The sequence below is a fragment of the Humibacter sp. genome (assembly GCF_051954055.1).
GTDB lineage: Bacteria > Actinomycetota > Actinomycetes > Actinomycetales > Microbacteriaceae > Humibacter.
The window spans coordinates 17896-29555 of the sequence record NZ_JBQCIE010000104.1 but is presented as its reverse complement, the minus strand read 5'-3'; the positions used below and the strand labels follow the sequence as shown (position 1 = coordinate 29555).

Genomic DNA, 11660 nt, shown 5'->3' with positions numbered 1-11660 from the left:
CGACCTGAGTTGGGGGGGGGGGGGGGGGGGGGGGGGGGGGGGGGGCCCCGCAGGCGCGGTGATAAAGAAAAAAAAGTTAAAAAAAAAAAAAAAAAAAAAAAAAAAACACAGAAGAAAAACAACACACCACACCAGGCTGCCCCCCCCCCCCGCCTTTTTGTGGGTTCCCCCGGGCGTGTGCTGCCCCCCCCACAACTCAGGTCGAGTAGGCGCGCGCTGACGCGCGCCGTATCGAGACCTCAGGTGATCAGGCGATCCGCCAGCATCCGCTGTGCCAGTGCCTTCTGGCCTCGAGGTCGGCGGCGTCGCCCGTCACGCCGTCCGCACGCCACACGACGAGGTGCGCCACGCCGGGCGCGACGACACCACCGCAACCGGGACAGGTGTAGCTCTTCACGGCGGATGCCTCGCCCACCGGCTGCACATTCCACTCGCGTCCCCTGCGCACCTCGGTGCGCCGCCAGCCGTCCAAGAGGCGGCTCAGGTCGCCGTGATCAGAGTGCCCGGAGGAGCCGCGCTTGCGGGGTCGATTGTTGCGCGGCATCCGCCCATTCTACGATTCGGTCACTCCACGACGCCCGGTGCGCGGCCTCAGTCACTCACGTCCCGGCGCTCCAGGCGTGCCTCCTCCTGGTCGAGCAGCGCCTGTGCCCTGCCGAGCACACGCGAGGGGTATGCGCCCTTCGACCGCGCCTCCAGCAGTGCCTCTCGCTGAGCATCGATGGCGATGCGCAGCAGCAGCCCGTATTGGGCGTGCGGCCCGACGGGACTGCGGCCCTCGCGAATGGCCGCGCGTTCCCACGTCGACTCAGCGAGCACCCCGATGTCGTCGCGAATCCGCTGCACGACCTCCGGATCGACCGACTGTCCCTCCGGCAGATCGATGTCGGCGTCGTCGATGGCCCTGTCGGCCGCCTCGCCGATCTCGTCGAGCAACGAAGCCAGCTCTCGGGTGTCTGCTGCAGCATCCGTTCCGCGCACTCCGGTCAGCCTGATGATCCACGGCAACGTGCCGCCCTGCGCCAAAAGCGACACGATGGCCACAACGAATGCGATGAGGACGAGCTGAGCGCGGTACGGCGTGCCCTGCGGCAGCGACTGTGCGGCCGCCAGCGTGACGACTCCGCGCATACCGGCCCAGGTGAGCACGATTCCGTCGCGCCAGCCGACGTTGTTCTTCTGCAGGTCGACCATGTCGGCATCCCGCTGGGCTATCCGGTGCTCTGCGCGATCGGCGCGCTGCTGGGTGCGGTCGTCGTCGGACCGCTCCCGCCACGCCTTCATGCGGTCTCGCAGCGTCGACAGTCGTTCCCGCCCGTCGTCGGCCCGGCTGGCCGCCCTGCGGATACGCCACAGCACCGGCGCGACGATCAGGGCACGCACGAACAGCAGAACGACCACCACGAGCAAGCCGAGAGCGATCGTCTCGCGCAGCCCGATCTCCGGATGCTTCACCGACTCCTGCACGAGCCCGGCGAGCTGCCCGCCCATGATGAGGAACACACCGTTCTCGATCACGAACGCGATCACTCGCCAGTTCACTTGCTCACTGATCCGCGACTGGGCGCGGAACTTGCGCGCCGCCTGGTGACCCGAGTACAACCCGGCGACGACGACCGAGAGGGCGCCTGACGCCTGCAACGCCTCGGCGGGAATGAACGCGGCGAACGGAACGACGAACGAGATGACCGTGTCGAGCACGGGTTCCGAGAACTTCGAACGCACCCACACCGTGACGAAACCGATCACCAGCCCGACGACGATCGCCACGACGACGGACTTGGCGAAGTCCCCTGCAACGCTCCACAGGCTGACGGATGCCGCCGTGGCGGCGATCGCGGACTTCAGCAGCACCAGCGCGGTCGCGTCGTTGACCAGGCTCTCGCCCTCAAGGAGAGTGACGTCTCTGGCCGGCAAGCCGAGTCGTTTGGCGACCGCGGTTGCGGCCACGGCATCCGTCGGACTCACGACCGCCCCGAGCGCGATGGCGGCGGCGAGGTTCAGCTGCGGCAGCAGCGCGTACAGGATGAAGCCGATCACCACGGCCGAGATGACCACCAGCACGACCGAGAGCATGCCGATGCCACCGAGGTTGCGCCGGAAGTCGACGATCGGCACCTGCACGGCCGCCGCGTAGAGCAGAAGCGGCAGCAGCAGGTCGAGAACCACTTGGGGGTTCAGCGCGAGGTGCGGCGCCCCCGGAATGAAGGAGTAGCCGATGCCGATGACGACGAGCAGGATCGGCGTGGCGACGCCGAGCTTCTTGGAGAACGCTGCGGCGGCGACCAGCACCACGATGCCCGCGATGATCAGAAGCGCGTACTCCATGGCGTCAGCCTATGGGCGATTGAGGCGAGAGCCGGGCGCGCTCGCGCGGGCGGCCGAGCCGATTGAGCCCGTGAGCGGCGAAGCCGCGATATGGGCCAGCCTTCCTCAGGGCCGCGACTTCTGTGAGGGCCTAGTACCAGCCGGTCGACTCGGAGTGGTCCCACGCGCCGCACGGGGTGCCGTACCGGCCGTCGACGTAGCCCAGCCCCCAGTTCACCTGGGTGACGAAGTTGGTCGCCCAGTCGGAACCCGCCGACGCCATCTTGCTGCCGGGCAGCGCCTGCGGGATTCCGTAGGCACCGGTGCTCGAGTTGTATGCGTAGACGTTCCAGTGCGACTCGCGGTTCCAGAGCGCGACGAGGCAGTTGAACTGGTCGGCTCCCATGCCCTGAGAGGCCAGCACGCTCTGCGCGTACGCCTGGGCGCTGCCGGGGTCGGGCGTGCCGGCGGCAGGTGCACCGCCCGAGGAGCCGCTGCCCGACGAGGACGACGAGGTGACCGTCGGCTTGACGACGGGCTTCGGCGCCGCCTTCGAGCTGAAGGAATCGATGCTGACGGTCTCGGCGTTGGCCTTACCCGACACGGCGAGCTTCTGAATGGGCTGGTCGAGGAACCTCGAGTGCACCGAGGCGAACTCCGGCGACGCGGTGGCGCCGGAGTACGGGTCGACGATGTTCACCAGGAAGAAGCCGATGGCGGCGAGGAAGGCGACCCCGACAACGACCGGCCGTGCGCTGCGACGTAACCTCGACTGCGATCGCCGGCCACTGGGGCGGGTGTGCTGAACCGGCTCTGCCCTGAGGGCGGACTGGGGTCGCTGAACAAACGCCTCCACCGTGCTTCGGGTCGGTGTCGGAGGCTCTGCTAGGTGTCGTACTCGCCTGCCCACGATCACACTACGATAACGAAGATCGCCCGAAGGACAAAAGCGAATCCCATGCGATTCGTCTTGAATGCCGGTTTTTCCGGGTTGCGAGTGCCGTCTCTCGTCACCGGACGGCCAGCATGACGTCCACGACGGCATCCAGCAGGAGATCGACCTGCGCTTCGCGATAGCCGTGTCGCTGCTGCCGGAACACCACGGTGCGCACCTCTTCGACAGACATCGGCATGCCGTCTCGGAAGTAGCGAACCAGCCGCTTCGCGAATCGATCGACCTCGCGCTTGTTGTATCCGATGGTGAAGATGCTCGTGCGGTCGAACCGGTGTGCTTCCGGACGGCCCAGCCGGTTGAGGATGACCTGCGCCGTGCCGCGCGCCTCGTCGAGGAAGCGGCGGTCCCCCAGCTCCTGTCGCGCCTCGGTGCGCTCGCGTGCTGCGAAGGCGTCCTCGAGCCGCTCCAGCGCCCCGTCGACGACGTCGGCCTGGTAGCCGCCGCGCTGAAGCGCGAAACCGGTGCGGCGGATGTCCTCTGCCGTCATGGGCACGTCGGGATCGCCCTCGTAGGCGCGCCGGGCGAGCCGCAAGAAGCGATCGACCTCTTCGGGGTCGTATCCGCGTTTGCTGCGCTTGACGGTGGGAAACGTGGCCACGGGCTTATTCTCTCAAAAGGGTTGGTGTCTGCCTCACAGCAAGCCGACGGGGCGTGGCGGCCCGCAGACATCCGATCGCTTCGCGCTAGCTGAACAGCGGCTCGAAGATGACGTACAGCACGTAGGCGAGTGCGACAGAGGGCAGGATCGAGTCCAGGCGGTCGAGGAAACCGCCGTGTCCCGGCAGCCATGAGCTCATGTCCTTGATGCCGATGTCGCGCTTGATCAGCGACTCCGTGAGGTCGCCGACGGTCGCCGAGACCAGGATGAGCGCGCCGAACACGAGTCCGAACCACCACGGTGCGTGGAGCATGAAGATGGCGAGCACGACGCCGGCGATGAGTGCGGTCGCCGCGGCTCCCGCGAACCCCTCCCAGGTCTTCTTCGGGCTGATCGTCGGGGCCATCGGATGCTTGCCGAACGACAGTCCCGCCGCGTACGCACCGGTGTCCACCGACACGACGACGATGAGTGCCGCGAGTGTCCACCACTGTCCGTCAGGCTGTGCGACGAGCAGCACCGAGAAGCATGCCAGGAACGGCACGTAGAGGATGGCCAGTGCGGATGCCACGAGGTCGCGCACGAGCGCCGGTCCCCCGACGCGTCTGGAAGGGGATACGTCCTCGGCGATGCGCCACAGCCAGAGGAACAGGATGCCCGCGATGGCGACGACCCACTCCCCCGAGGCGTGCAGGTAGTAGGCGGCGGGCACGAGCACGACGCCCACGACCGTGAGCGCGACACGCGGCACCCGGAGTCCCGCTATGCGCAGTGCCGTGGCGAACTCGAATCCGGCGAACCCGGCCAGCGCCGCGGCGAAGACCATGAAGATCTCTTTGACCACGATCAGGCTGACCAGCAGCAGTGCGCCGCCGACCAGCCCGATCAGGATCGCGAAGATGAGATTGCGGCCGGTGCGCTGCTGGATCTTCTCGTTGGTGGCATCCAGCTGCGCCTTGGTGGCCTGCACCTGAGCCTGAACCTGACGTTCGATGTCGGCCCGGCGGTCACGGATGCGGCGCCCGAACAGCGACGCCCCACCGCCGTGACGCGCGCCATCCTCCGGCGGTGGCGGGGATGCGTCGGGCGGCTGGGTCATCTCAGGCTCAGACCTCGAGGAGTTCGGCTTCCTTGCGCCCGAGGGCGTCGTCGACCTGGTCGATGTGCTTCTTCGTGATCGACTCGAGCTCCTTCTCGGCACGTGCGACCTCGTCATCGCCCACCTCGGACTTGAGCGCGTCGAGTTCGTCCTTCGCCTTGCGACGGATGTTGCGGATGGACACCCGGGCGTCCTCCGCCTTCGAGCGCACGATCTTCACATATTCCCTGCGCCGCTCCTCGTTGAGCTCCGGCATGGTGACCCGGATGATCGTGCCGTCGTTGTTCGGCGTCGCGCCGAGGTTCGGGGCTGCGACGATCGCCTTCTCGATCTCCTTCAACGCCGACTTGTCGTACGGCGTGATGATGAGCGTGCGCGCCTCGGGGTTCTGCAACGAGGCAAGCTGCGCGAGCGGAGTGGGTGATCCGTAGTAGTCCACCAGGATGCGCTGGAACAGCTGCGGGTTCGCACGTCCCGTGCGCACCGTCGAGAAGTCGTCCTTGGCCACGTCGACGGCCTTCGTCATGCGCTCCGTCGCCGTGGCGAGTGAGTCAGCGATCACCTGTCGCTCCTTCGTTCGTTGGGTCGGTTCAAGCTTATGGTGCCCGGCGTGCGCTCAGCCGCCGACGATGGTGCCGATCTCCTTGCCCAGGATGGCCGCGGTGACGCTGCCCTCCGGCTCGATGCCGAAGATCTGCATCGGCATCGCGTTGTCGCGGCACAGGCTGAGGGCCGTCGCGTCGATCGCCTTCAGGTCGCGGACGAGGGCATCCTGATACGTGATGCGCTCGAGCTTGACCGCCTCGGGGTTCTTGCGCGGATCGTCGCTGTAGAGGCCGTCGACGCCGTTCTTGGCCATCAGTACGGTGTGCGCACCGATCTCCAGCGCGCGTTGCACGGCGACGGTGTCCGTGGAGAAGTACGGCAGCCCGGCTCCTGCGCCGAAGATGACGACGCGACCCTTCTCGAGGTGCCGTTCGGCGCGACGCGGGATGTACGGCTCGGCCACCTGGGTCATGCTGATCGCCGACTGCACCCGCGTCTCGGCTCCCGCCTGCTCGAGGAAGTCCTGCAGGGCGAGCGCGTTCATCACCGTGCCGAGCATGCCCATGTAGTCCGCGCGTCCGCGGTCCATGCCGCGCTGGCTCAGCTCCGCGCCGCGGAAGAAGTTGCCTCCGCCGACGACGACAGCGACCTCGACGTCTTCGGCCGCCCGAGCGATCTCGCGGGCCAGGGAGCTCACCACGTCGGGATTGACTCCCAGTGCGCCACCGCCGAACGCCTCACCGGACAGTTTGAGAAGGACCCTCCGTCTCGTGGCAGTTGGCATGTGGCGAGTCCCTTCTCGAGCGTGTACGGAATCTAACGTAATGGCGGCCGGCTGGGCCGGGACACACAGAAAAGGAGTCCGGATCGATGGACGATCCGGACTCCCCTTCACTGTGCTTAAGCGCCGACCTTGAACCGGGCGAAACCGGTGATCGTGATGCCTGCGTCGGACGCGACCTTGCCGACGGTCAGCTTGTTGTCCTTCGCGTAGTCCTGGTCGAGCAGCGAGACCTGCTTGAAGTAGGCACCGAGGCGACCCTCGATGATCTTCGGCAGAGCGGCCTCCGGCTTGCCCTCGTTGCGTGAGATCTCCTCGACGATGCGGCGCTCGTTCTCGACCTTCTCGGCCGGAACGTCGTCGCGCGTGAGGTACTCGGGGTTCGCGAACGAGATGTGCTGCGCGATGCTGCGCGCCGTGTCCGCGTCGTCGCCCGTGTAGGCGAGGATGACGCCGACCTGCGGAGGCAGGTCTTTCGACGTGCGGTGCAGGTAGATCGAGAACGCGTCGCCGTCGAGGCTCGCGAAGCGGCGCAGCTCGACCTTCTCGCCGAGGATCGCTGCCTCGTCGTTGATGACGTCGGCCACGGTCTTGGTGGCGGCAGGTGCTGCCAGCGCCTCCTCGAGCGTGGTGGCGCCCGCCTGAACGACGGCCTCCTCGACACCGCCCGCGAGGGCGATGAACTTGTCGTTCTTCGCGACGAAGTCGGTCTCGCAGTTCAGCTCGAGCATGTAGGCGCGGCCGCCGTGCTCGCGAGCCGTCACGAGGCCCTCGCTGGTGGAGCGATCCGCACGCTTGGCGTTGCCCTTTGCACCCTTCAGGCGCAGGATCTCGGTGGCCTTCTCGATGTCGCCATCGGCCTCCTCGAGCGCCTTCTTGGTGTCGACCATGCCGGTGCCGAGCTGCTCGCGCAGCGCCTTGATGTCGGCGATGCTGACGTTTGCCATGGTGGTGTGAACTCCTGAAAGAAGAGAAGGAAGGGTGGGTTACTTGGCTTCGGCGGCAGCGCCCTCGGCGGCCTCATCCGCCTCGACGACAGCCTCGGCCTCGGCATCCGCGCCCTCGGCATCCGCCTCGGACTCGGTGGCCTCGACCTGCTCGGCCTCCTCGTCGCCGATGGCTGCGGCCTCCGCCTTGCCCTCTGCGAGGTCGGCGTCGGCGACCTTGGCGGTCTCGGCGCTGGACTGCACCGCACCGTCACCGGTCTCGAGCAGCTCGCGCTCCCACTCGGCCAGCGGCTCAGCGCCCTCCTCGCCCTCTTCGGGCTTCTGGTGACGCTGGATGAGGCCCTCGGCCGCGGCGTCGGCCACGATGCGGGTGAGCAGCGACACGGAGCGGATCGCGTCGTCGTTGCCCGGGATCGGGTACTGAACCTCGTCGGGGTCGCAGTTGGTGTCGAGGATGGCGATCACCGGGATACCGAGCTTGCGCGCCTCGTCGATGGCGAGGTGCTCCTTCTTGGTGTCGACCACCCAGATCGCACTCGGGGTCTTGCTCAGGTTGCGGATGCCGCCGAGGGACTTGTGCAGCTTGTCGAGCTCGCGCTTCTTGATCAGCAGCTCCTTCTTGGTGAAGCCGCTGGTGGTGCCCTCGAAGTCGAGCTCCTCGAGCTCCTTCATGCGTGCGAGACGCTTCGACACGGTCTGGAAGTTCGTGAGCAGACCGCCCAGCCAACGCTGGTTGACGTACGGCTGGCCTACGCGCTGCGCCTGCTCGGCGATGGCGTTCTGGGCCTGCTTCTTGGTGCCGACGAACAGCACGGTGCCGCCGTGGGCGACGGTCTCCTTGACGAAGTCGTAGGCCTTGTCGATGTAGGCGAGGGACTGCTGCAGGTCGATGATGTAGCTGCCGCTTCGCTCCGTGAGGATGAAGCGCTTCATCTTCGGGTTCCAGCGCCGGGTCTGGTGTCCGAAGTGCACGCCGCTGTCGAGCAGCTGGCGCATGGTGACGACGGCCATGGCCGTTCTCCTTGTCTCAAGGCTCCGCGGCTTCAGGGCGGCAGGATGCCTTGGTCGGTTTCTTCGCGAGAGCCGGACGGCCCCGCGCCTGGCGCTCGACAGGCATCCGCCCCGACCGGAGTCGAAGACCGAAGGATTCCTGTGCCGATTCGCGAAGATCCCGAGTCATCGGGGCTCCGCCGGCGAACGGGCGCGCGTAGTCACCCCGACTCAGCGGGGTGCCCCACAATCATAGCAGTCGAGGGACGGCCCCTCGGTCTTCAGGCGGCCTCGGCGCGCTCGCGGTGCAGGCGGTCGAGCTTGGACTTGTCCTCGAGCTCGAGCCCGGTGATCTCCGGCAGGGCGGAGAACACGAACCAGAACGACAGTGCCGCGAACAGGGCGAAGCCCCCGTACACCCAGCCCAGCCCGACGGCCTGGCTGAGGATCGGGAAGAGCAGCGTGACGAGGAAGTTGAAGACCCAGTTGAACGCCGCCGCGATGCCGAGCCCGAGCCCGCGGATCTTGTTCGGGAAGACCTCGCCGAGCACGACCCACATCACCGGGCCCCAGGTGGCGGCGAAGAAGATGACGAACAGATTCGCACCGATCAGGGCGATCACACCCCACGGCTGCGGAAGAGTCACCGTACTGCCCGAGGTGTGCGCCTGCGAGAACGAGATCGCAGCCAGCACGAGCCCGACGAACATCCCGGCGGAGCCCCAGAGCAGCAGCGCCTTTCGTCCGACCCTGTCGACGAACAGGATCGCCACGAACGTGAGCACCACATTGATCACCGAGGTGATGACGGAGGTGACGAACGAGTCGCTGGAACTGAATCCGACCGACTTCCACAGAGTCGTCGAGTAGTAGAAGATCGCGTTGATGCCGACCAGCTGCTGGAACGCGGCCATGCCGATTCCGACCCACAGGATCGGCTGCAACCCGAGCGCCTTGCCGCGTAAGTCGCGGTAGCGGGCGCGCCGTTCGCTCTCGAGGCTCTCCTCGATCTCGTCGATGCGCTTGTCGATGTCGATGGCGCCTGTCACGTCGCGCACGACGGTTCTCGCGTCATCCCGCCGGCCCTTGCGCAGCAGGTACTGCGGCGATTCGGGGATGGAGAGCGAGAGGATGCCGTAGACCACCGCGGGGACCACGCCGACCAGGAGCATCCAGCGCCAGGCCGGAAGTCCGAACCAGAGCGCACGCATCGCGTTGCCCTCCGAGCCTGCGAGCGCGGCATCCGACAGCAGAGCGAGGAAGATGCCGAGCGTGATGGCGAGCTGCTGCAGCGAACTGAGACCGCCGCGCAGCTTCGCCGGCGCGATCTCACCGATGTAGGCCGGCGCGATCACGGAGGCGATGCCGATCGCGAGGCCGCCGATGAACCGCCAGAGCATGAGGAACCAGTCGGCGAACGCGAGTCCGGATGCGATCGAGCTCGCCACGAACAGCAGTGCGGCGAGCACCATGACGGACTTGCGACCCCAGGCATCGGCGAGTTGCCCGGCGAACCAGGCGCCGACCGCGCAACCGATCAACGTGATGGCGACCGTGAAACCGATGGCCGCGGATCCCAGGTTGAACGTGTGCTGGATCGAGTCGACCGCGCCGTTGATCACCGACGTGTCGAATCCGAACAGCAACCCGCCCAGTGCGGCGGAGATCGTGACACCGAGCACCTTGCCGGTATGCGCGGTACCCATCTTGGAACTCGCGGCTGCGGCCCGCACTCCCTCTGCCTGCTCCCGCTCGTTCGTCTGACTGTCTGACATCGAGATCGCCCCCTCGCTCTCTCGTTGGCACGCCAACAGTTAGCACGCTAACACCCCACGGGGCCCAGGACTCGGACTTCCCCTCCCCCGTCGCCGCGACCGGTCGTCAATCCACAGCGGGGCTGGTGGCGGCGTTCCGAGCCTCTTCGCGGTGTCAGGATCACGTCATGTCGTCGCCGCGCAGCACCACCGCAACCCGAGCGGTGAGCGCCGTCGCGGCGGCGGCTCTGGCGCTCGCGCTCACCGGTACCCCCGAACCGGCGGGCGCGAGCCCTCTCCTGTCTGCCGTGCCTCTCGCCTCGTCGTCTGCGCCCGGCGTCGAGGAAACGGGTGGTGGCAACTGGGTGTGGCCGATCGCCGGTTCACGCGCGGTCATCCGCCCGTTCGAAGCGCCGGCCTCGCGATACTCGGCGGGACATCGCGGCATCGATATCGCCGCAAGACCCGGTGACCCCGTCCTGGCCCCGGAGTCGGGCACGGTGCGGTTCGCGGGCGTGGTCGTCGACCGGCCCACGGTCACCGTGGAGACGTCACAGGGGGTGTTGATCAGCATCGAGCCGTTGATCACGACGGTGGCGGTCGGGGATGCCGTCACTCGCGGCGATGCGCTCGGTGTCGTCGGCAGGGGCGGGCACTGCGACGGCACCTGCATCCACCTCGGCGTGCGCGTGGCCGGCGAGTACGTTTCGCCGATGCGGTTCTTCGGCGGTGTACCGCGCGCCGTGCTGTTGCCGTTGCGCTGAAAGTCGAGGCCTCAGGCGCGCGGGTGCGCCCGCTGGTACGTCTCCTTGAGCCGCTCTGCCGATACGTGGGTGTAGATCTGGGTGGTGCCGAGGCTGGCATGGCCGAGCAACTCCTGCACGGCGCGGAGGTCGGCTCCGCCGTCGAGGAGGTGCGTCGCCGCCGTGTGCCGCAGTGTATGTGGGCCGGAAGGTCCTGAGCCTGGCAGCTCTTCGAGCAGCGAAGCGACAAGGCGGTACACGGTCCTCGTGCCGAGCCGCCCGCCACGGGCGCCGAGGAAGAGCGCCGCGGGCTCTGACCCGGCTGCGAGCGCTGGACGCGCCGTTCGCAGGTAGTCGACGATGGCATTCAACGCGGGCACGCCGAACGGCACGACGCGCTCCTTCGATCCCTTGCCCGTGACGCGAACCGTGAGGCGGTCCAGGTCGACGTCGTCGACGTCGATGCCGGTCAATTCGGAGACACGAAGTCCGGATGCGTACAGCAGCTCGACGACGGCAAGGTCGCGCAGGGCACCCGGCGCGCCCCCGCCTGCCCTTTCCTTCAGACGATCGAACAGATCGGACGCCTGGTCTCGCGTGACCACCCGCGGAAGCTTGCGGTCCGCCTTCGGAGCGCGGAGGCGACGGCCGGCGTCCGCCGGAGTCGCGCCCGAACGTTCCAGCCAGGCGGTGAACCCGCGTGCTGCTGCGGCCCGACGGGCAATCGACGCCTTCGCGAGCCCGTCCTGCTGCGACTTCCAAAGCCAGTCCCGTAGCAGCGGAAGACCCGCAGCCGCGGGCGTCGTCGTCCCGTCGTGTTCGGCGAATTGGGCGAGCGATCGCAGATCCGAGCCGTACGCGCGCACGGTGCTCGGGGAGTATCCGCGCTCGGTGCGAAGGTGCGACTCGAAGTCTGCGATCGCCTCGTCCCACGACATGT

General features: G+C 67.5%; 12 protein-coding genes. 1 reads left to right on the top strand and 11 read right to left on the bottom strand.

The annotated features are described in order from the left end of the window. Positions 1-247: 247 nt before the first annotated feature. From ACTHNC_RS13050 to ACTHNC_RS13005, 10 genes are all read right to left on the bottom strand, one after another. Entirely contained in the window at positions 248-544 is a 297-nt protein-coding gene (locus ACTHNC_RS13050; protein WP_440295039.1) for a hypothetical protein, read from the bottom strand. A 47-nt stretch (positions 545-591) separates the two neighbouring features. Further along, a complete protein-coding gene (locus ACTHNC_RS13045; protein ID WP_440295038.1) occupies positions 592-2328 on the bottom strand; it encodes a cation:proton antiporter in 1737 nt (578 codons plus the stop codon). Between the two features lie 130 nt (positions 2329-2458). Further along, the gene (locus ACTHNC_RS13040) at positions 2459-3007 is read right to left on the bottom strand and encodes a lytic transglycosylase domain-containing protein (protein ID WP_440295037.1); all 549 of its coding nucleotides are present in this window, start codon (positions 3005-3007) and stop codon (positions 2459-2461) included. A gap of 310 nt (positions 3008-3317) precedes the next feature. Then, complete coding sequence (locus ACTHNC_RS13035; protein WP_440295036.1) at positions 3318-3860, bottom strand: DivIVA domain-containing protein; 543 nt, start codon at positions 3858-3860, stop codon at positions 3318-3320. 85 nt (positions 3861-3945) lie between these two features. Then, positions 3946-4959: a phosphatidate cytidylyltransferase gene (locus ACTHNC_RS13030; protein ID WP_440295035.1), complete on the bottom strand. Its 1014-nt coding sequence runs from the start codon at positions 4957-4959 to the stop codon at positions 3946-3948. Positions 4960-4966: 7 nt separating this feature from the next. After that, positions 4967-5521, bottom strand: coding sequence for a ribosome recycling factor (gene frr, locus ACTHNC_RS13025; protein ID WP_440295034.1), 555 nt, complete (start codon positions 5519-5521; stop codon positions 4967-4969). A gap of 54 nt (positions 5522-5575) precedes the next feature. Next, positions 5576-6289 (bottom strand): UMP kinase, encoded by a 714-nt coding sequence (pyrH, locus tag ACTHNC_RS13020; RefSeq protein WP_440295033.1) that lies wholly within the window; start codon positions 6287-6289, stop codon positions 5576-5578. A gap of 116 nt (positions 6290-6405) precedes the next feature. Then, positions 6406-7233, bottom strand: coding sequence for a translation elongation factor Ts (tsf, locus tag ACTHNC_RS13015; RefSeq protein WP_440295032.1), 828 nt, complete (start codon positions 7231-7233; stop codon positions 6406-6408). Positions 7234-7272: 39 nt separating this feature from the next. Further along, positions 7273-8244, bottom strand: coding sequence for a 30S ribosomal protein S2 (gene rpsB / locus ACTHNC_RS13010; RefSeq protein ID WP_440295031.1), 972 nt, complete (start codon positions 8242-8244; stop codon positions 7273-7275). A gap of 260 nt (positions 8245-8504) precedes the next feature. Continuing rightward, positions 8505-9998 carry a sugar porter family MFS transporter gene (locus ACTHNC_RS13005; protein WP_440295030.1) on the bottom strand — a complete coding sequence of 498 codons (1494 nt, stop codon included), beginning with the start codon at positions 9996-9998 and terminating at the stop codon, positions 8505-8507. Between the two features lie 167 nt (positions 9999-10165). On the opposite strand from ACTHNC_RS13005, the gene ACTHNC_RS13000 reads away from it, so the two are divergent. Continuing rightward, positions 10166-10741 (top strand): murein hydrolase activator EnvC family protein, encoded by a 576-nt coding sequence (locus tag ACTHNC_RS13000; protein ID WP_440295029.1) that lies wholly within the window; start codon positions 10166-10168, stop codon positions 10739-10741. A gap of 11 nt (positions 10742-10752) precedes the next feature. On the opposite strand, the gene ACTHNC_RS12995 is transcribed toward ACTHNC_RS13000, so the two are convergent. Then, positions 10753-11658: a tyrosine-type recombinase/integrase gene (locus ACTHNC_RS12995; protein ID WP_440295028.1), complete on the bottom strand. Its 906-nt coding sequence runs from the start codon at positions 11656-11658 to the stop codon at positions 10753-10755. Positions 11659-11660 lie beyond the last annotated feature (2 nt).